Source organism: Frankia umida, assembly GCF_023242945.1.
GTDB lineage: Bacteria > Actinomycetota > Actinomycetes > Frankiales > Frankiaceae > Frankia > Frankia umida.
In genome coordinates this window covers 363,392-383,000 of record NZ_JALKFT010000001.1, presented here as the reverse complement: position 1 = coordinate 383,000, position 19,609 = coordinate 363,392, and the positions used below count along the sequence as shown (strand labels likewise).

Sequence of the window (19,609 nt, the reverse complement as noted above, 5' to 3'; positions counted from 1 at the left end):
AACGCACCCTCCGGTCGCAGAGCGTACGTGGTCTAACAGCTCGAACCTAGTCATACCGGTGAGCCCGGTGGCCGCACAGCACCGCATCCCACCACATCCGACCACCCAGCGCAGCATCAGGCCACGCAACGTCAGAACTGCCCCACATCCCGACGTGTCCGGATGTCGCCCCCACCTGTTGGACGCGCAGGTCACCCCGGTCGATGCGCGCCCACGCAACGCACATAGTGGCCACAATGCGGTCACGGCTGGACCTGGACCTGAACCTGGGGCTGGCGGCCAGACCGCGGCCCGACCCGCCCAGCCAACGATCCCAGTCGAGGCGGTCGAGGGCGAGCGTGAGCTTTCGGGCGTGACTGGGCGCAGTTATCCACAACCTGAAGCATCTGCAGACGATGAACGGTGGAAACTCTGATACACACGTGAGGAGAGACATCCGGTCTCAGGAGGAGGACCCGATGAACGACCGCTTCCTTCAACTCAACGACGTGGCCGAGATCCTCAACATCTCCTCCAGCCAGACCTACGCACTCGTCCGCTCCGGTGAGCTGCCCGCGATCAAGATCGGCGGGCGTGGTCAGTGGCGGGTCGAGCGCGCCGAGCTCGAGGGCTACATCCAGCGCGCCTACGAGCAGACCCGGGCGTTCGTGGCGGCCAACCCGATGACCCGCGGCGAGGGCATCCCCGAGGACTGAACCCCGGGAGCCGAACGCCGAGAACCGAACACCGGCCCGTACCCGGCCGACGTCCCGCGGACATCCGAGCCGGTGGCGCCAGGGCGTGTCCAGTCGGTGGCGGCAGGGGGCGTCCGGCCGGTGGTGTCAGGGCGCCCAGTCGGTGGCGGCAGGCGCCCGACGGGGGTGCCAGGCGTCCGACCAGGGGCTTCAGGGGATGCGGCGGATGTAGGCGAGGGCGTTCAGCGGCAGCGTCCAGCCCGAACGGATCTGCCCACGGCGGGCGAACTCGCCCACGGCATGCTCGGCGACCTCGAGAAAGTCGGCCCCCACCCGGACGGGCGTGCCGTGCAGCGTCGTCCCGTCCACGAACCGCAGCGTGCAGGTGGACCTGTCCCGCACCAGTCCCCGCAGGACATAGCGCAGGTCAAGCTTGGCGCCCAGGGGCCCCTCATGCCCGGGAGCGGCGGAGATGACCGGCAGGTTCTCGACGGCGAGCAGCGCGCGCATCGGCACCAGCACCTCCGTCGCCCCCGGTTCGGCCAGCAGCAGCCAGTCCATCCCGAGCGCCGCGAGCGTGCCGTGCAGGCTCTCCCCCGCGTGCTGACCGCCGAGCACCCGCAGGCGGGTCGGGTAGCCCACCACCGGCCGCATCCGGTCGATCATTCGCAGGTAGCCGGCCTCACGGCGGCTGCGGTCGGCGAGTTCGGAGGCGAGTTCCGCCGCTTCGTTCGCCTCCCACTGCAGCTCGAGATCGGCGAACAGGTCCTCCCAACGCATCGGATCTCCTTCGCTCGGCGTCTCATCCAACACATCTCGCGACAACCCAGCCTGCCCGACTTCATCCGGCCCGCCCGGCCCGTCGGGCCTGGCCAGCCCGTCGGACGGCCCAGCCGCGCACAGGTTTCGGAGGCAACCGGGATTGACAGTCACACAGAAGAGGGTTACACAACCAAACACAGGCAAACGAAGAGTTTCGATACCATCCGCGAGACAGCACACCCGACAGGCAGCACCTCGACGGTCACCACTGCGACGGACTACGCACCAACGGACAGGGGATTCGATCATGGGCACGGGACGAGTGCGGCGCACGTTGGCGCGACTCGTCGGCGCGGTTGGCGCGATCGTCGTGGCGATCATCCTGATCGCCTTCGGACCACGCGCCGCCGATCTTCCCGCCAGCTTCCACGACCTGCCGGACTGGTTCACCGCCGCACCCGAACAGGGGCTGGTCACGATCATCGCCGCGGTGGCGTGGCTGTGCCTGCTGTGGCTGTGCCTGGGCGTGCTGCTCGCCGCGGCGGCGGCCCTCCCCGGCGGCCTCGGCCGGCTCTCGGGCGCGCTCGCGCGCCTCGTGCTGCCACGGGCGATGCGCCGACTCGTCGAGGTCAGCCTGGGCGTCACCCTCGTCGCCGGGATCGGGCCGGTGATGACCGCGCTGCCCGCGATGGCCAACCCCGTGGTTCCGGCCAACCCCGCGGCTGGCGTCACCGCGGCGGCCTGGCCCGACCTCGACCGGCAGGCCGCCTCCCGCACGCCGCTGACGGCCGACCTGTCCCGTCCCAGCATGTCCACCGCCCCGACGCTCCCACCGGCCACGCCGGCCCGCTCCGGCGATGCGGCGGTGAGTCCCAGCCCGACGCTGTCGGTTCCCGGCGTGGACGTGCCGATTCCGATCATCGACCTGCGCGAGACGGCCCCAGCCCCGACGACGGCCGCTTCGACACCGGCCGGGTCGGCACCGGCCGCGTCCGCACCCACCGAATCTCCGGAGGCCGCCCGCGGCGGTGTTCCGGTGCACACCGCCCCTGACCCCGGCGCGTCCGTCCCGCTCACCCCCGCCCGCGTCTCGGCGGACTGGCCCGACCTCGGCCGGCCCAGCGCCGCGGCACCGCGAGCGGCTGCTCCGTCGACGACACCGCCCGGCCCGGCCCCTGCCGGCGGTACCTCGTCCGCCTCGGCCCCTGCCCCGGCCGCACGTACCACCCACGCACCCAGTCCTGCGCCCGGTGCCGACAGCGCACCGGGCGCAGGTACCGCCGCGGCGCCCCCGAACGACCCACTTGTTCCGTCCGCGCACCGTGGCACGGGTGTACCCGCGGCCGGCGCGGCGGGCAGCGGCCAGTCGGGCGAGGAGATCGTCGTCCGACGAGGCGACACGCTGTGGTCCATCGCGGCCCGTGCCCTCGGCCCCGACGCCACCACCGATCAGATCGCCGCCGAATGGCCCCGCTGGTGGGCCGCCAACCTGGGCGTCATCGGCCATGACCCCAATGTGATCCTTCCCGGCCAACGCCTCACACCACCCACCGGGCCCTGACCCCGCCCGCCGTCCACCGGAGCCAGCCGTGAACGCAGTCTGTGCCCTGCCCCATCCGCGACGATCCACGGCCGACCTCGGCCTGCGGCTGTTGCCCGTCACCGCCTGCGATCCGCCGTTCGACGGCGAGCCCGGGTCGCGCCCCGCCGGACCCCACCCGGCCGGGCCGGCCCACGCCGCGTCCCACACGCCGATCGACCGCACGCCGCGGCGGCTGCCCATGCCCGACCTGCTCTTCACCGAATGCGGCCGGCCATCCCCGCGCTCCCCCGGCCCCGGCACCATCTCCGGCACCGCCGCGACCACGACAGCGACCGGCCCTTCCACCAGCCGACCCGGCGATGGCGGCCAGCCCAGCAATGGCGGCCGAACCGCCAGCGGCAGTCGGTCCGCCAACGGCAGTCGGTCCGCCAACGGCAGTCGGTCCGCCAACGGCGCAACCACGTCCGGCAGGGCTACCACCAGGGGCACGGCCACCGGCAGGTCCACCTCGACCAGGACCGGTGCGACCACGGCTGGTGCGGCCACAGCCAGGACAGCCAAGGGGGCGACCGCCCATGGCGCCACCGCCCGCGCCGCCATGGCGGGCAACGCCCCGGCCGCGGGCGTCGGTGCCGTGGCGGACCAGCGCGCCGGCGAGGCCGGGCCGTCGCTGTCACCCCGGGTCGCGGCAGTGATCGTTGTTCGGGCGATCGTCGAGGCCCTGGCCGGTGCACGGCCGGTGTCGCACCTCGCCCGCTGGACGACCCCGCGGCTGCTCCACGATCTGGAGCGCACCGCCGCCCAGATCACCGACCGGCATCGCGGCCTGGTGCGTAGCGTCCGGGTCAGCGAGCCGCGACCCGGTGTGGCCGAGGTGTCCGCGGTCATCAGCCGCGGCGCCCGGGCCGGCGCCCTGGCCCTGCGCATGGAGTCCACAGACGGCCGGTGGCGGGTCACCACCCTTCAGGTGGGCTGACCTCCGGCCGCCCCAGGCCGTGACCGGGTTCCCGCGACCGGCCCGGTCCCGGCTTTCACAGCTTTCGTCCTGACGGTCGGACGGAGGGCATCCGCACGGATCGTCATGGCCGTGGCGTTGTTCGTTCTGCCCGACCATGGCGACCCCCTGGCCGCTTCGAGGGCGACCTACCAGGCGGGGCCGGCCCGCCTGGAGCCGGCGGTCAGTGACAGGTGAGCCGAGGGACCGCCTTGATGCCGGTCCCTCGGTCCCTGAGGCGTCCAAGGCCAGGCCAGGCCCAGGCGGGGCTACTCGGCGGTGTCGGCGTTGCGCCGGGAGGGGTCGCCGTGGCAGCGCTTGTACTTGCGGCCGGAGCCGCAGGGGCAGGGGGCGTTGCGGGCCGGGCGGCCGTTGGCGCCGGTGGACGAGTCCGAGTCGCCGCCGGCCATCCGGCCTGGCCCGCCGCGCCCGCCAGGGCCGAGGGTGGTCGCACCGTTGTCGAGGACGGTGACCGGACCGGAGCCGCCGTCGACCGAGGGGGCGGTGTAGCGCAGCCCACCGGTGGGACGGCGTGGCTCGAGACCCTTGACGAACACCGGCGGCGGGGTGGGCTGTGCGGGCGGCTCCGGGGCGGGTCGTTCACCGACGGCCGCCGGGTCGCCTGTCTGGGGACCACTCCCGTCGGGCACGACCGTGGGTGGCGCGGGCAGGACGGCGGCACCGGCGGGCCCGGCCACGGGCGCGCTTGGCTGCTCCACCACCTCGGTGGCCTCGGGCTCCTGGCCCGCGACCTGAACCTCGACGTTGAACAGAAGGCGGACGGACTCCTCCTTGATGCCTTCCATCATCGTCTGGAACATGTCGAAGCCCTCGCGCTGGTACTCGACCAGTGGGTCGCGCTGCCCCATCGCCCGCAGGCCGATGCCCTCCTGGAGGTAGTCCATCTCGTAGAGGTGCTCACGCCACTTGCGGTCAAGGACGGCGAGCACGACCCGACGTTCGAGTTCGCGCATGACCGGCTCGTCGTCGGGTGTGTCGCCGAGTTCGAGTTCGCGCCGGTCGTAGGCCTCCTGTGCGTCGGCCTGGACATCCTCCAGCAGGTGGTCGGAGCTCAGACCGTCACGGTCGTCGACCTCGGGAGCCTCCACACCGACCGGGTAGAGCTGGCCGAGCGCCGTCCACAGGGTGGCGAGGTCCCACTCCTCGGGGAAGCCGTCCGCGGTGGCGCCGCGAACGTAGCCCTCGATGGTGTCATCGACGAAGTGGCGGACCTGCTCGTGCAGGTCGGCGCCGTCGAGGACCTTGCGCCGCTCCTCGTAGATGACGGTGCGCTGCTTGTTCATGACCTCGTCGTACTTGAGGACGTTCTTGCGGATCTCGAAGTTCTGGCCCTCGACCTGGGTCTGGGCCGACCGGATCGCCCTGGTCACGATCTTCGATTCGATCGGGACGTCCTCGGGGATGTTGAGGCGGTCCATGATGCCCTCGACGGCGGCGGCGTTGAACAGCCGCATGAGGTCATCGCCGAGGGAGAGGTAGAACCGCGACTCACCGTTGTCGCCCTGCCGGCCGGCGCGCCCGCGCAGCTGGTTGTCGATGCGGCGCGACTCGTGCCGTTCGGTCCCAAGGACGTACAGGCCGCCGGCGGCGGCCACCTCCTCGTGCTCGCTCTTCACCGACTGGCGGGCCTTCTCCAGGGCCTCCTGCCAGGCGGCCTCGTAGTCGTCCGGCGTCTCGATCGGCGACAGGCCGCGCTGACGCAACTCGGCCTGGGCGAGAAACTCCGGGTTGCCGCCGAGCATGATGTCCGTGCCTCGGCCAGCCATGTTCGTCGCCACCGTGACCGCGCCCTTGCGGCCGGCCTCGGCGATGATGCTCGCCTCCCGCTCGTGGTGCTTGGCGTTGAGCACCTCATGCGGCACACCGCGCTTGTCCAGCTGCTTGGACAGGTACTCGGACTTCTCCACGCTGGTCGTGCCGACCAGGACCGGCTGGCCCTTCTCGTGGCGCTCGGCGATGTCCTCGACGACGGCGTCGAACTTGGCGATCTCGGTCTTGTAGACGACGTCCGCCTGGTCGATGCGGACCATCGGCTTGTGCGTGGGAATCTGGACGACGCCCAGGTTGTAGATCTGCTGGAACTCGGCCGCCTCCGTCATGGCGGTACCGGTCATCCCGGAGAGCTTGTCGTAGAGCCGGAAGTAGTTCTGCAGCGTGATCGTCGCGAGGGTCTGGTTCTCCTGCTTGATCTCGACCTTTTCCTTGGCCTCGATCGCCTGGTGCATTCCCTCGCTGTAGCGGCGGCCGTGCAGGACACGCCCGGTGAACTCGTCCACGATCAGGACCTCACCGTCGGTGACGATGTAGTCCTTGTCGCGCTTGTAGAGCTCCTTGGCCTTGAGCGAGTTGTTCAGATAGCCGACCAGCGGGGTGTTCACCGACTCGTAGAGGTTCTCGATGCCGAGCTGGTCCTCGACCTTCTCGACACCGGACTCGGTGATGGCGACGGTCCGTTTGCCCTCCTCGACCTCGTAGTCGACGTCCCGCTCGAGCAGCGGGGAGATCCGGGCGAACTCGGTGTACCACCGGGTCGGATGGTCGGCCGGGCCACTGATGATCAGCGGAGTACGGGCCTCGTCGATGAGGATCGAGTCGACCTCGTCGACGACGGCGAAGTTGTGGCCGCGCTGCACGAGTTCGTCGGCGCTCCAGGCCATGTTGTCGCGCAGATAGTCGAAGCCGAACTCGTTGTTCGTGCCATAGGTGATGTCACACGCGTACTGGGCGCGTCGGACACCGGGCGACATCTGCGGATGAATGATCCCGATGCTGAGCCCGAGGAAGCGGTGCACACGGCCCATGTTCTCGGCGTCGCGCTGGGCGAGGTAGTCGTTCACGGTGATGATGTGCACGCCCTTGCCCGCCAGGGCGTTCAGATAGGACGGCAGCGTGGAGACCAGCGTCTTACCCTCACCGGTCTTCATCTCGGCGATGTTGCCGAGATGAAGCGCCGCGCCACCCATGATCTGCACATCGAAGTGACGCTGGCCCAGCGTGCGCCGAGCGGCCTCGCGCACCGCGGCGAAGGCCTCCGGCAGCAGGTCGTCCAGGGTGTCGTCACCCTCGGTGAGGCGCTGGCGGAACTCGTCGGTCATGCCGCGCAGCTCACCGTCGGACAGCCCGGTGAAGTCATCCTCGATCAGATTGACCTGCTCGGCGATCGCCTTGAGCTTGCGCAGAAGCCGGCCCTCACCGGCACGCAAGATCTTCTCTAGAACCACGGGCGAAACTCCTCCGGCAGGCATGTCGGCGACGTCACCGACGACACGATGCTAGCCCCTGAACCGACGCCTACATCCGACCATCGGATGCGGTTCCCGTAACGGCGCTCGCGGCGGACCAACGAAGGACGGGAGGACTGCTGATCGACCGGTTCCCGACTGGTTTACGGCCGGTTCCCGACGCGCGCTCCGACCCGAGCCGCGAACCCCGCCGTGGCCCGAGCGCGGGCGCGGGCGCGACGCACAGCCGACTCACACCCTTCATCCCACCCAACGATCGACGGGCCCGCCGGGTGCCCGCCGAACCCGGCCACCACCGCGGGACGTAGAACTGTGGCCATGCCCTCTCTCGAACCGGCGGAGATCACCGCCGGCCGCCTGCACCTGCGCCCCTGGCAGCCCTACGACATCGACGCCGTGTACGAGGCCTGCCAGGATCCGCAGATCGCCCGGTGGACCCGCCTGCCGCGGCCCTACGGACGGGCGGACGCCGAGTCCTTCGTCCGCGACCTGGCCCCCACCGCCTGGGCCGAGGGGACCGGCACCCCGTTCGCGGTGGTGGACGCGACGACGGAACGCCTGCTCGCGTCGATCTCGCTCACGGACATCTCCACGTCCGGGGAGGCCGAAATCGGCTACTGGTGCGCGGAGCACGCCCGCGGCCAGGGCGTGATCTCGCAGGCGGTGACGACCGTCACCCGCTGGGGCTTCGCGATGCTGGACCTGGCGCGGATCGAGTGGCGTGCCGCCGTCGGCAACGACGCCTCCCGACGGGTGGCCCAGCGCACCGGCTTCGTTTTGGAGGGGACGCTGCGCCAGGCCCTGGTGGTCGACGGCGGCCGGCGGGTCGACTGCTGGGTCGGCTCCCGACTGCCCACCGACCCGCCACCGCGGCCCGAGCTCAGGTGATCTCGAGCAGTTTCTCCCGCACCGCGTAGACCACGGCTTCCATCCGGGAGTGCAGCTGCAGCTTCTCGAGGATGTTACGGATGTGGTTCTTCACGGTGTTCTCGCTGATGAACAGCTGCTTGGCGATGTCCCGGTTGTTCATCCCCTTGGCGACGAGCCGCAGCACCTCCATCTCCCGCTCGGTGAGCCGGGGGGTGGGTAGCTGCGGCCGGTCATCCTTGTTCTTGATCATGGCCGCGAACTCGCTGAGCAGCTTGGACGCCATCGACGGGCTGATCAGGCTCTGCCCGCCGTAGACCGCACGGATGTCCGCCGCCACCTCGTCGATCGAGATCTCCTTCAGCAGGTAGCCCATGGCACCCGCCTTGATCGCGTCGTAGAGGTCCGCTTCCTCGTCGCTGATCGTCAGCATCACGATCTTGGCGCTGGGCACCGACTCCTTGATCGCGCTCGTGGCGTCGATCCCACCTCGACGGGGCATCCGGACATCCATCAGGACGATGTCCGGCGCGGTTTCCTTGGCCATGGTCACGGCCTCGCTGCCATCGGCGGCCTCGCCCACGACCTCGATGTCGACCTCCTGGCCCAGCACCATCTCCAGCCCACGGCGGAACAGCGCGTGGTCGTCGACGATGAGCACCCGGATGGGGTTGGCCCCCGATGGCGTCGGGGCCACCTCCTCGGAGCGCGGCTCCTCCACCGTCATGTGACCTCCCTGAGACCGTTGCTACCCCGACCCGTGCCGCTGCTGGCGACCGCACAGGGCAGCGGCAACAGCGGCACGGTCATGTACTTCGACACGCGAGGCAAATGGTCCCACGTCAGCCGGTGGACGTGACCTGCAGATCGGCTAAAGAGCGGCGGAGCTCGCGTAGGCGTCGTGTTCCCGGGCCGCCTCACCGGTCTGCGACCGGTCGTGGGACAGCGCCGCCTCCAGCTCGCTCGAACCGGTCAGCCGGATGACCCCGTAGTCGTAGCCAACCCGCCGGTAGACCACGCTGGGCAGGCCGGATTCGGCATCCAGGAACAGGTAGAAGTCGTGCCCGACGAGCTCCATGTTCGACAGGGCGTCCTCCAGCGTCATCGGGTCCGCCTCGTGCGTCTTCTCCCGGACGACAAGGGGGGCCTGTTCGGGTGACTCCGCCTGGTCGGCCTGCTGGCGGACCGCGTTGACCTGCTCGACGGAGGCCGCGACCACAGGACGGGCCGCCGCGGGCCCCGTCGCCGGGCGCCGCTCGTCGGGGGTGTGGTGGCCACCCGGCGCGAACGAGCCGTCGAGGGGCATCAGGCTTTCCAGCGGTACCGCGGTGATCCCGGCCGGCTTGCTTCCGGCATGGTTGGAGTGGTGGCGGACCCGGCGGTCAGCGGCGCGTCGCAGCCGTTCGGCCAGCTTGTTCGCGGCAAGGTCAAGAGCGGCGTAGCAGTCGTCGGCGGCGGCCTCTGCCCGGATCACCGGCCCCCGCGAGTAGACGGTGAGCTCCACCCGGTCGCAGACGTCAGCCAGGCGCGGGTTGCGCTCCTTCGACAGTTCGACATCCACCCGGATGATGTGGGAGTCCAGCCGCTCAAGCTTGGCGAGTTTGGCCTCGACGTGCTTGCGGAACCGTTCCGGTACCGCGGTGTGCCTGCCCTTGACCACGATGTCCACGCGATCCACCTCCCGTTCAAGTGTCCGGCCACCTGACCTGCGTTCGCAGCCGGCCCAGGTGCCGGTGATCTCATCGCGCCCGCTCGTGCCCCCGTATCTGCTCCCGTGCCTGACCGGGATGCTCGAGGGGCGCCCTGTCCACTCTGGTAACACCTTTCTGTCGTGCCGTTGCGCCGGTCGCGGCGGTCTGCGGATGGTTGCCCGCGATCGGCTCCTTCCCCACTGCGCCGGCCCTACTCCGATCGCACGCCCAGCATCCGCACGACTGATGCGCTACGCCGTTCGCCGTGCCCGGGCGAGCACTGCCCGACCTGAGCGTCTCGTGCACACGCGTCCGCAGGGCGCGTACCGGTAGTTTCACCCGGACGGGCCATCCAGCCCCGCCAAGCCGACCTCTGCGCGCGTCGCCGCCGTCCCCAGCCGCCGGGCGGGCGTGGCGGCACCCGTACGTCGCCGGGGGGTGGCCGCCACGAACACGGCCGCATACGGGCGCAACGCGCCCTCGCGCAGCGCGCGAGCGGCCTCGCTCACGGTGGCGCCGGTGGTCACCACGTCATCGACGATGAGCAGCCGTGGACCCCCTGGGCTGACCGCCTCCAGCGTCGCCGCCCGGGCCCGCAGCGCGAACGCGCCCGCGAGGTTGTCCGCCCGAGCCTGGATGCCCAGACCGGCCTGATCGGCCAGCCGCCGCACCGGGTGCAGCACCGGTGCCACCCGGACCCGGTAACCCCGGCCGCGGAGCACCACCGCCGCCGCGGCGCACAGCATCTGGACATGATCGAAACCTCGACGCCGCCGAGCCGCCGCCGACGACGGCACCGGGACCAGCACCACCGCCGGACCAGGCCGGGCGTGAACGATCACCCGGGCGAGCGCGGCCCCCAGCGGACGGGCGAGATCCGTTCTGCGCCGCTCCTTGTAGGCCACCAGCAGCGCTCGGACCTGAGCGCCGTACCGGGCCGCCGCCAGGCAGGGCGGCGGCCCACGGCCCCCCCGGGGGGGGCAGGGGGCCCCCCGCGGCGCGGGGCGGCGCCCGGGCCCCAGGCCGGGAACTCGTCGAGGTGGGTGAGTACGGTGTCGGCGCCGGCGGCGCGCAGTTCGTCCGCCGAGCATGGGCCGGTGGTCAGGCCGACCGCGTGCGCACCCCCGGCGCGGGCGCCGATCATGTCACCGACGTGGTCGCCGACGAAGATGTCGACGTGCTGCTCGAGCAGGGCCGCGCCCTTGGCGTCCGCGAAACGGGCGCCTTCGACGACATCGACGGCCAGGCCCACGACGGCGAGGCTGGCCTGGGCGAGAGCGGTGTTCTTGGCGGTGACGACGACCACCCGCCCGCCGTGGCGGCGTACGGCGGCGACGGCCCGTGCGGCACCCGGCATCGGCGCTGACGCCGGTATGGCGTGCACCGCGTACAACTGCCGGTAACGATCGGCTTGGGCCGGGATCTGCGCGGCCGGAAACCAGTAGGCCAGTTCGGTTTCCAGGGGCGGCCCGAGGCGGCCGACGACGGCGTCGCCGTCGACGGCGACGCCGGTCTCCGCGGACAGGGCCGCGAAGGTCGCCCGGATGCCCGCCCGGGCGTCGAGCAGGGTCAGGTCAAGGTCGAACCCGACCACCGGGGTCGATGTTCGCCACCGCGGCACCGGTTACAGCACGGTGGGGACGGCGGCGCCCTCGGCGACCATCGGACGCCCGCGGGCCTGCCAGCCGACCATGCCGTCGGTGAGGTTGCGGACCTGCCAGCCACCCTGCGCCAGGTAGCTGGTGACGGCGGCGGAACGCCGCCCGGAGCGGCAGACGACCACGATGTCCTTGCCGCGGGGAACCTCGTCGAGGCGGGCGACCACATCCCCCATCGGGATGTGCAGCGCGCCGGCGATGTGCCCGGCGGACCACTCGTCGGACTCCCGGACATCGACGAGCAGGGGCGCGCCGTCCGTGGTCAGGTCGATGGGCAGGTCGTCGGCGCTTACGGCCGGGATCTGGTCAGAGCTCACCGCCCCATCCTGCCATCCGCCCGCACCGACGAACCATGCCCGGATGGCCAGCCGGGTGTGAACCGAATATCACCGGGAGTCGGCGGCCGGTGCGGTCAGCGCAGCGGCTGGGCGAGGTGGGGAACGAGATCAGCCGCGGCGGCGCGGGCCAGCAGCGCCTCGACCGCGGCGAACCCCTCGTCACCGAGATCGAGGCTGAACTCGTTGACGTACAGCTTGATGTGCGCCTCGACGACGTCGGATTCCATCTCCTGCGCATGCGCGAGGACGTACTCATGGGACGCGGACGGGTCGGCGAACGCCCGCGCGACGCTGTCGCGCACCACCGCGGACAGCGCGGGACCGTCCAGTCCGCGGCGGGCGAGGATGGCGCCGAGCGGGATCGGCAGCGAGGTCCGCCCCTCCCACCAGTCGCCGAGATCGGCCACCGCCGTCAACCCGTAGGACGGGTAGGTGAAGCGTGACTCGTGGATGACCAGGCCCGCGTCATACCGACCGGCCCGCACCGCCGGCATGATCTGCTCGAACGGCAGGACGTCGATCGCGGCCAGGTCGACACCCGCGGCCCACAGCCGGAACAGCAGGTAGGCGGTGGTGCGGGTGCCCGGAATGGCGACCCGGGCGCCGCGCAGATCGGTGCGCCCGGCGGTGAGCACCAGCGGCCCGCAGCCGCGTCCGAGCGCACCGCCCGAGGTCAGCAGCTGGTAGTCGGCGAGCAGCCAGGGCAGTGCGGCGTACGAGACCTTCACCAGATCGTCGAGTCGCCGCTCGGCGCGACCGTTGAGCACGTCGATGTCGGCGTAGGTGACGGTCACCGCGGGCGCGTCGGTGACCTGCCCGTGCAGGAGGGCGTGGAAGGAGAAGGTGTCGTTCGGGCAGGGCGAGATGGCCAGGGACAGCGGCCGCGGCTGCCCCGGTCGGTTCGTGCCCGGCTGGGTGTCAACGCTCATCCACCGCTCCACTGTCCCTGGTGCCCCACTGCCACTGGTGCGTCGGGCTACCCGGTGTGCGGGCCGACGCCGTTGCCGTTGTGCGCACCCTGGCCGGCTCCGGAGGAGGTGACCGTTTCGGCGACGGCGACCAGGCCTTCGGGATGAGCCACCAGGGCAGCGGCGGCCATCCGCAGGCTGGCCAGTGCCGACGGCAGGTTCCAGGCCGCGCGGTCACGCCGACCGACAGGGTTGCTGACCGCCCGGATCTCCACCGCGGGCACCCCGAAGGCACGGGCGGCGAGTGCCACCGCATAACCCTCCATCGCCTCGGCGACCGGGTCAAGCCGCTCGGTCAGGGCGGCGGCGCGGCGCTCGGTGCCGGTGACGGTCGACACGCTGACGACGGTGCCGGTGACGATCCGCCGGCCGGTGGCGTCCAGCACGGTGCCGAACCGGGCCACCAGCTCCGGGTCGGGGCGGGCCGTGGACGAGCCCAGGCCCAGGTCATCCAGGGTGAGGAAGGCGCCTTCGGCGCCGGCTCGACCGTCACCGGCGCGGTGGGTCGGCGCGCCGGTGGAGTGGAAACCGAGGTTGCGGTCAAGCTCGCTGATCCGGGTGGTGGCCGCGGGCGGCTCCTCGTCGAGGCCGGACTCGGCGCCGAGGTCCGCGGCGACGATCCGCTCGGCGACGACCAGATCGCCGATCTCGGCCCAGCCGCGGAATCCGCCGGCCACGCCCATCATCAGCACCAGGTCGAAGGGCTGGCCGCTGGCGTTGGCGACAGCCAGCGCCGTCGCCGCCCCGGCCGCCGCCGCGGGTCCGCCGGTGCCCGCGGCGAGCACCGTCACCGGGCCGCGCCGCCGGCCCACGTACGGGCCCAGCGTGGATGTGGTGAGCAGTTGACGGTCCCAGTCGGGAGAGACCAGGTTCGCCGGGCCGGCGGGTAGCCGGGTTCGCCCGCGTGACCAGCTGCCCATAAGTCCCGCGCACACCGCGTCCGCCTCAGCGGTCACCGCGGTGACGATCAGGGTGCGGTTCACGACCGCCTCCGTGTCATCGTCTGGAATGTCCTCGTCCGCCGTCCTGAATGTGCGGGTCGATTCGCCTGAATGCCACCGCACCGGACGGCAAGGTAACGGCACGGGGTTTTCGATGTGGTGCAAATCGGACGTGTTGCCGGACCATAGCACCACAGACGACACTGCGTGTCGTCGATGGCCGTGTGCGGCATGGCATGCGCATTGCGTGGGCTGCGGCGGTGTAACGGGGGTACCCGCGTTGAGACGCCCGCCGGATCGGGCACCGAGGTGCTTACCAGCTGACCATCACCCCCGCACGTCAACCCGGTGGTTGACCGCCTGGCTGGTATGCCTCGGCGGGCATCGTTTCGGTCGGCGGCCAGGTCTGCTCCGCGGACGTCGGGACGGGCATGGCCTGCGGGTCCGGGGTGACATCCACCGGCGCTTCCGGTTGGCCGCCCGGCCACGGATCCGACGGGACCCGTGGCTGCGCGGTGAATCCGGCCCGGGCGGCCTGGCGGGCCTGGTGCAGGGCGCGGGACTGGATGACGCCGGTGATGACGACGACGATCGCGGCAAGGGCGAAGCCCAGGGTGCCGGGCATCTCGACGAGGCCGATCGCACCCCCGGCGACCCATGCGAGCTGCAGCGCCGTCTCCGAGCGTGCGAAAGCGGAGTTTCGCGACGATTCCGGCACGTCGCGTTGGATGATCGCGTCCAGCGCCAGTTTGCCCATGGAGCCCGCGAGGCTTGCCAGCAGCGCGGCGAGCAGCGAGGTGAACCGGGTGTAGGTGACGGCCGCGCCGACACACCCTCCGGCCGCCAGGATCATGGCCAGCACCAGGATGCCCTCCGGCCGGCGTTGGCCGAGGCGACCACCGGCGACCACGCCGAGCCCGCTGCCGACACCGGCGGCGACGGCGAGGCCGCCCAGCCACAGATTGTTGCCGCCGTTCGTGCGCAGCAGGAACGCCAGATAAAAGGTGAGGAAGCCGACCAGTCCGCGCAGGACCAGAGTGGCCCGCAACGCCACCGGCATTGCGCCCAGAACGGCGCGCAACCGGGCGCGCAACCGGGTCCGCATCCCGGCCCGCGATCCGGGCCCCGCGGCGTCGGGTTCCACCGCCACCGCCGCCGCCCGCAGCGGGAGTTCACCGGCCGCTGAATCGACGTGCCCGGGAAGGTTGAACGCCAGCAGCACGCCGGCCATGTACACGATCGCGCACATCCGCAGCACCCATGGGTAGCCGACGAACGGAATGTTCGCGAGGCCCAATCCCACCGGCGCCACAATCGCTCCGGCGACGACGTTGATCAGAGTGATGCGCGCATTGACCTTCACCAGGGTGAGTTCGGGCGGCGCCACCCGGGGGGTGACAGCGCTGCGGGCGACACCGAAGGCGCGGGAGAGCACCAGCAGCCCGAGTGCCAGCGGGTAGACCGACAGCCCGTCCAGCGCGCCGGCCAGCTGCCAGGCGAGCAGTCCCCGGGCCAGACAGAGCGCGGCGAGCGCCGTGCGCCGGCCGTGCGCCACCCGGTCGAGCAGCGGCCCGATCACCGGTGCCAGCAGGGCAAACGGCACCATGGTGATCAGCAGGTAGAGGGCGACCTTCGACCGCGCCTCGGCCGAGGACACCGAGAAGAACAGCGACCCGGCCAGCGCCACGGTGACCAGCGCGTCGCCGGCGGCGTTCACGAAGGACAGCTCGGTCAGCGAGGACAACCCGGTGCGCTCCGCGTCCGCCCCGCGGACCCGTGTGCGCAGGCGACGGGCGCCCCCCGAGATGCCTCTGAGCACGTTCACCGTGCCGAGTGTCCTCGTCCCTGGCCCGCGCTTCCACGACCATGTCGGGCAGCGCACGTGTCCGTGGGTGAGAATACGTTGCGTGGATGCTCCAGAGGCTCGTTTCGCCGCGACCGAGTCAACCCGCGTGCCCGTGTCAAGCCCGTCCGTCGAGGTGGCTCACGCGGACGAACTCGCCGGGCCGCCCGCGGCCTTCGACCTGCCCGCGGTGACCGACGAACCCGCGGCACCCCAGCCTCCAACCGACAGCGAACTTCCGGCTGGCAGCGAACTTCCGGCTGGCAGCGAACCCTCGGCTGATACTGGCGAGGCCCCTGCCGGCGGTGCGGGCGCGGTGGCGCCCGAACAGTCGCGGGGCGCGCGGGCAGGTCGGGATTCGGGGGTGGACGCGGCCTGTGCCGCCGCGGTCGATCTGGCCCGGGCCGCGGCCGTTGCGGAGGCCGGCAGCGAGGAGGCGGTCGGCGCGCATCTCGGTGTCGAAGCCGAGGGCGACCGGATCGTCCTGCACCGTTTCGCCTGCGAATCGCCCGCCTACTACGGCTGGGTGTGGACGATCGTGGTCACCCGGGCAGCCCGGGTGCGTAAGGCGACCGTCGACGACGTGGTGCTGATGCCCTGGGACGAAGCGCTGCTCGCTCCGGCCTGGGTGCCGTGGTCGCAGCGGCTGCGCCCCGGGGATGTCGGCGTCGGCGACCTGCTGCCGACCGCGATCGATGATCCGCGGCTCGCGTTGCGGGTGACCGACGTCGAGGAGCTCGTCGACACCGACGACTTCGTCGAACTCGGCCTGGGCCGGCCGCGGGTGCTGTCGGTGGCCGGCCGGGAGGAGGCCGTCGAACGCTGGTACGCCGGTGAGGCGGGCCCCGGCGCGTCCATCGCGAAGGTGGCGCCAGCCTCGTGCCTGACCTGCGGCTTTCACGTCCGGCTGGCCGGGGCGTTGGGTCGGCTGTTCGGCGCGTGCGCCAACGAGCTCGCCCCGGACGACGGCCGGGTGACTTCGATCGACCACGGCTGCGGTGCTCATTCCGAGGCGATGGTGGCCCCGTCGGCGCATCCGGAGCCGGTCATCTTCGACGAGGATCCCAGCGATCTCGTCCCCACGGACGTGGAACTGATCGGTGTCGGGGCTCATACCCCCGGCTCCGTGTCGGACCCGGAGCCGGGGGAGGAGTCAGGCGACGGTCCCGGCTCCGAGCCCTACGGCCACTCCTGACCTAGAGCAGGCCCTTGTCCTCGAGGTAGGAGCGGGCGACGTCGGCCGGCTTCTCCCGGGAGGAGTCGACCTTCTTGTTGAGTTCGCCCAGGTCGGCGGTGGTGAGCACCGGGGCGAGGCTGTTCAGCGCGGCGGAGATCTTCGGGGTCAGCGACTTCGTGGTGACGATTGGGACAAGGTTGTCCGCGTTCTGCAACTTCTTGTCGTCGGTCAGCACGACGAGGTCACTGTCGGCGACGGTGGCGTCGGTGGTCAGTACCAGGCCGAGCTGGGCCTTGCCGTCCTTGACGGCGGCCTTGGTCTGCGGGGTGTCCACTCCGGTGCGCACGATCTCGCTGACCTTGATGCCGTAGGTCTTCTCCAGCCCCGGCTGGCAGAACGGCCGGGTGGCGCACTCCGGGCCGGCGGCAAGCTTGACGCTCAGGCCGCTGGCTCCCAGGTCGGACAGGGTTCGCAGCTTGTGCTCGGTGGCGAACGACCTGCTCACCGCGAAGGCGTTCTGGTCGACGGCGGACGCCGGGTTGAGCACGGTCAGGCCGCGGCGCCCGGCGAGCGAACGCAGCGCCGTCAGGGACTTCTGCAGGTCAGGTGAGGAGACCGAGGCCGCCTGCGCGCCGTTGATCTCGGTGTTGAGCAGGTCCGCGTATGTCGCGACGTACTGCGGCATGGCGTCCACGATGCCCTTCTCCAGGGAGGACTGGGCGAGCTCGGTCTGCTGCACCGACGTCCGCTCGACCTTGTACCCGGCCTTCTCCAGCAGCGCCGCGTACATCTCCGCGAGAATCCTGCTCTCGGTGAAGCCGGCGTCGGCGACCGTGAGCGTCCCCCCGGCGGACGACGCGGTGGCACCGGACGAACGTCCGCCGCTGGTGCTGCCGCTGGTGTCCGAGCCGCAGGCGGCCAGCCCCAGGATCAGGGCGACCAGGGCGGCCAGGCCTGTCACCAGGGCACGCGGCCGACGCCGCGTTCCGATCAGTGCTGTCGGGTCTGTCACGAGGTCGGCCCTCCGGCGGTCTCTGGACGGGTTCGGCCGTCACCCTCCCGCAGCGGATGCCCCACCGCAACCGCAACCGACATAAACGACAGCGCCAAGGTGGGAAATCCCGATCCGCGTCCCGCCCGGCCGCCCCCGACGTGTGATCGCACACCGTCACGGTGGAGTCTGCCGTCGGCAACGATTCTGCCGGCTTGTTCGTGCGACGCGGCACAACCCTCAACCATGGCCACGTTCCGTGATGCCGTGGCTGGGGGGCGCGGGTGTGCAGGGTGCCCACGGGTCGTCGTGGGGGTGTTCGTGTCCGATTTGCCCCCATGGCGACCCGTGTAGGCGGATCTTGCTGTGGGGCTCGTGGCGAGGCGTGATGGGGGCGGGGTGGAGTGCTGTTCGTGCGGTCTGGCCGCGGAGAGTGGGTGTTCGGGTGGACAGGTTCGCGGCGGCTGGCTGGGACGGTCAGCGGTTGGGACGGTCAGCGGCGTGGACGGGTGGGCTGTGGGGCCCGGGTGAGCAGGCGGGTCAGGGCGAACAGGGTGCCGTCCACCACGAGGGCGAGCACGGCGACCAGGATGGCACCGCCGACGACCTTGTTCTGCTCGTGGTTGGCCAGACCGTCCACGACGAAACGGCCGAGGCCACCGCCGTCGATCAGCGCGGCGATGGTCGCGGTCGCCACCACCTGCACCGCGGCCAGCCGCAGACCCAGCAGGATCATCGGGAGGGCGAGGGGGAGTTCCACCCGGCGCAGCACCTGGCCACCGGACATGCCCATACCCCGCGCGGCCAGCACGGCGCCGGGGTCGACCTCGCGGATCCCCACGTAGCTGTTCGTGACCAGGGGGGCGATGGCGAACAGGGTGAGCGCGAGCACCGTGGTCAGGTCGCCGATGCCCAGCGGACCGATGGCCAGCAGCACCAGCACGGCGAGCGTCGGCACGGCCCGGCCGATGTTCGAGATGTTGATCGCCAGGGTGCCGCCGCGCCCGAGGTGACCCAGGGCGATCCCGATCGGCAGGGCCACCGCCGACGCGATCCCGACCGAGGCGGCGGTGAGCAGCACGTGTTCGCCGAGGCGGGTCGCGATCCCCTCCCCGCCGCGCCAGCTCGAGCCGGTGGTGAGCCAGTCGAAGGCACTGGTCAACGTGCTCATGCGGTCGTCGCTTCAGGTTGGCCGCCGCCCGGTCGGCGGCGGGACCGCCGGCGGTGCCGCCAGGGGGTGAGCAGCCACTGCAGGGCCACCAGCAGCAGGTCGGCGACGACGGCGAGGGCCACGCACAGCACCGAGGCGGTCAGCACCTCGGACTTGAACGAGCTGTTCAGACCGTCGTAGATCAGGTTGCCGAGACCGCCGTGGCCGATCACCGCCCCCACGGTGACCAGGGCGATGGTCGAGACGGTGGCGACCCGGATCGCGGCCATGATCGCGGGCAGCGCGAGGGGGAGTTCGACGGTCAGCAGCAGCCGGGTGGGGCCGTAACCCATCCCGCGGGCGGCCTCCCGCACGTCGTCCGGGACGGCGTCGAGCCCGGCCAGCAGGCCCCGGAACAGGATGACCAGCGTGTAGACCACCAGCCCGATGCGCACCGTCGTCACCGACAGGCCGGTGACCGGCAGCAGCAGTGCGAAGAACGCCAGCGACGGCACCGTGTACAGCACGTTCGTGAGCCCGCCGATCCAGGGCACGCTCACCCGGTAGCGCCGGGCGAACAGGACCAGCACAGCGGCGATCACCAGGCCGATCGGAACCGCGGTCACCGTCAGCGAGATGTGTTCGCGGGTGGCCGTCCACAGCTCGTCGGAACGCGTACGGACGTAGTCTCCGCAGATCCACGCGTTCTGCTCGAGGCAGGTCCCGGACGTGGCGATGGCCATCGATGC

General features: G+C 71.4%; 18 protein-coding genes. 5 read left to right on the top strand and 13 right to left on the bottom strand.

Going from position 1 to position 19,609, the window contains the following annotated elements:
* Window positions 1–458 precede the first annotated feature (458 nt).
* A complete protein-coding gene (locus MXD59_RS01505; protein ID WP_248823116.1) occupies window positions 459–695 on the top strand; it encodes a helix-turn-helix domain-containing protein in 237 nt (78 codons plus the stop codon).
* A gap of 189 nt (window positions 696–884) precedes the next feature.
* Here the strand turns inward: MXD59_RS01505 and MXD59_RS01500 are convergent, their stop codons facing one another.
* Complete coding sequence (locus tag MXD59_RS01500; protein WP_248823115.1) at window positions 885–1,454, bottom strand: hypothetical protein; 570 nt, start codon at window positions 1,452–1,454, stop codon at window positions 885–887.
* A gap of 289 nt (window positions 1,455–1,743) precedes the next feature.
* Here MXD59_RS01500 and MXD59_RS26225 point away from each other — a divergent pair, with 289 nt between their 5' ends.
* Window positions 1,744–2,997, top strand: coding sequence for a LysM peptidoglycan-binding domain-containing protein (locus MXD59_RS26225; RefSeq protein WP_283096157.1), 1,254 nt, complete (start codon window positions 1,744–1,746; stop codon window positions 2,995–2,997).
* Between the two features lie 28 nt (window positions 2,998–3,025).
* Window positions 3,026–3,955, top strand: a complete 930-nt coding sequence (locus MXD59_RS01485; protein ID WP_248823114.1) for an Rv3235 family protein — start codon at window positions 3,026–3,028, stop codon at window positions 3,953–3,955.
* Between the two features lie 287 nt (window positions 3,956–4,242).
* Here the strand turns inward: MXD59_RS01485 and secA are convergent, their stop codons facing one another.
* The gene (secA, locus tag MXD59_RS01480; protein WP_248823113.1) at window positions 4,243–7,215 is read right to left on the bottom strand and encodes a preprotein translocase subunit SecA; all 2,973 of its coding nucleotides are present in this window, start codon (window positions 7,213–7,215) and stop codon (window positions 4,243–4,245) included.
* Window positions 7,216–7,554: 339 nt separating this feature from the next.
* Here secA and MXD59_RS01475 point away from each other — a divergent pair, with 339 nt between their 5' ends.
* Window positions 7,555–8,124, top strand: a complete 570-nt coding sequence (locus tag MXD59_RS01475; RefSeq protein ID WP_248823112.1) for a GNAT family N-acetyltransferase — start codon at window positions 7,555–7,557, stop codon at window positions 8,122–8,124.
* Here MXD59_RS01475 and MXD59_RS01470 read toward each other — a convergent pair.
* The 8 genes from MXD59_RS01470 to MXD59_RS01435 all read right to left on the bottom strand — a co-directional run bounded on the left by MXD59_RS01470 (window position 8,117) and on the right by MXD59_RS01435 (window position 15,524).
* A complete protein-coding gene (locus tag MXD59_RS01470; protein ID WP_163547583.1) occupies window positions 8,117–8,830 on the bottom strand; it encodes a response regulator in 714 nt (237 codons plus the stop codon). The two genes, MXD59_RS01475 and MXD59_RS01470, sit on opposite strands and share 8 nt — an antisense overlap.
* A 144-nt stretch (window positions 8,831–8,974) precedes the next feature.
* On the bottom strand, window positions 8,975–9,772 hold the full coding sequence (hpf, locus tag MXD59_RS01465) for a ribosome hibernation-promoting factor, HPF/YfiA family (protein WP_248823111.1): 798 nt from the start codon (window positions 9,770–9,772) through the stop codon (window positions 8,975–8,977).
* 357 nt (window positions 9,773–10,129) lie between these two features.
* Window positions 10,130–10,699 (bottom strand): ComF family protein, encoded by a 570-nt coding sequence (locus MXD59_RS01460; RefSeq protein WP_248823110.1) that lies wholly within the window; start codon window positions 10,697–10,699, stop codon window positions 10,130–10,132.
* Window positions 10,633–11,388 carry an HAD family hydrolase gene (locus MXD59_RS01455; protein ID WP_308301614.1) on the bottom strand — a complete coding sequence of 252 codons (756 nt, stop codon included), beginning with the start codon at window positions 11,386–11,388 and terminating at the stop codon, window positions 10,633–10,635. The genes MXD59_RS01460 and MXD59_RS01455 overlap by 67 nt, the downstream gene beginning before the upstream one ends.
* Before the next feature lie 30 nt (window positions 11,389–11,418).
* Window positions 11,419–11,769 (bottom strand): rhodanese-like domain-containing protein, encoded by a 351-nt coding sequence (locus MXD59_RS01450; RefSeq protein ID WP_163549805.1) that lies wholly within the window; start codon window positions 11,767–11,769, stop codon window positions 11,419–11,421.
* A 95-nt stretch (window positions 11,770–11,864) separates the two neighbouring features.
* The gene (locus MXD59_RS01445) at window positions 11,865–12,719 is read right to left on the bottom strand and encodes a 1,4-dihydroxy-6-naphtoate synthase (RefSeq protein WP_248823109.1); all 855 of its coding nucleotides are present in this window, start codon (window positions 12,717–12,719) and stop codon (window positions 11,865–11,867) included.
* Window positions 12,720–12,766: 47 nt separating this feature from the next.
* A complete protein-coding gene (gene mqnB / locus MXD59_RS01440; protein WP_248823108.1) occupies window positions 12,767–13,741 on the bottom strand; it encodes a futalosine hydrolase in 975 nt (324 codons plus the stop codon).
* A 298-nt stretch (window positions 13,742–14,039) separates the two neighbouring features.
* Entirely contained in the window at window positions 14,040–15,524 is a 1,485-nt protein-coding gene (locus tag MXD59_RS01435; protein WP_248823107.1) for an MFS transporter, read from the bottom strand.
* 82 nt (window positions 15,525–15,606) lie between these two features.
* Here MXD59_RS01435 and MXD59_RS01430 point away from each other — a divergent pair, with 82 nt between their 5' ends.
* Window positions 15,607–16,737: a DUF3027 domain-containing protein gene (locus tag MXD59_RS01430; protein ID WP_248823106.1), complete on the top strand. Its 1,131-nt coding sequence runs from the start codon at window positions 15,607–15,609 to the stop codon at window positions 16,735–16,737.
* A gap of 1 nt (window position 16,738) precedes the next feature.
* On the opposite strand, the gene MXD59_RS01425 is transcribed toward MXD59_RS01430, so the two are convergent.
* The 3 genes from MXD59_RS01425 to MXD59_RS01415 form a co-directional block, all read right to left on the bottom strand.
* On the bottom strand, window positions 16,739–17,731 hold the full coding sequence (locus MXD59_RS01425; protein ID WP_248823105.1) for an ABC transporter substrate-binding protein: 993 nt from the start codon (window positions 17,729–17,731) through the stop codon (window positions 16,739–16,741).
* Window positions 17,732–18,203: 472 nt separating this feature from the next.
* The gene (locus MXD59_RS01420; protein ID WP_248823104.1) at window positions 18,204–18,881 is read right to left on the bottom strand and encodes an ABC transporter permease; all 678 of its coding nucleotides are present in this window, start codon (window positions 18,879–18,881) and stop codon (window positions 18,204–18,206) included.
* Window positions 18,878–19,603 (bottom strand): ABC transporter permease, encoded by a 726-nt coding sequence (locus tag MXD59_RS01415; RefSeq protein WP_248823103.1) that lies wholly within the window; start codon window positions 19,601–19,603, stop codon window positions 18,878–18,880. Before MXD59_RS01415 ends, MXD59_RS01420 begins: the two co-directional genes overlap by 4 nt.
* Between the last annotated feature and the right edge of the window lie 6 nt (window positions 19,604–19,609).

Coding starts and splice junctions, on each gene's coding strand:
- MXD59_RS01420 (WP_248823104.1), bottom strand. CDS start 18,881: ATGAGCACGTTGACCAGTGCCTTCGACTGGCTCACCACCGGCTCGAGC.
- MXD59_RS26225 (WP_283096157.1), top strand. CDS start 1,744: ATGGGCACGGGACGAGTGCGGCGCACGTTGGCGCGACTCGTCGGCGCG.
- MXD59_RS01470 (WP_163547583.1), bottom strand. CDS start 8,830: ATGACGGTGGAGGAGCCGCGCTCCGAGGAGGTGGCCCCGACGCCATCG.
- MXD59_RS01475 (WP_248823112.1), top strand. CDS start 7,555: ATGCCCTCTCTCGAACCGGCGGAGATCACCGCCGGCCGCCTGCACCTG.
- MXD59_RS01500 (WP_248823115.1), bottom strand. CDS start 1,454: ATGCGTTGGGAGGACCTGTTCGCCGATCTCGAGCTGCAGTGGGAGGCG.
- MXD59_RS01505 (WP_248823116.1), top strand. CDS start 459: ATGAACGACCGCTTCCTTCAACTCAACGACGTGGCCGAGATCCTCAAC.
- MXD59_RS01415 (WP_248823103.1), bottom strand. CDS start 19,603: ATGGCCATCGCCACGTCCGGGACCTGCCTCGAGCAGAACGCGTGGATC.
- MXD59_RS01445 (WP_248823109.1), bottom strand. CDS start 12,719: ATGAGCGTTGACACCCAGCCGGGCACGAACCGACCGGGGCAGCCGCGG.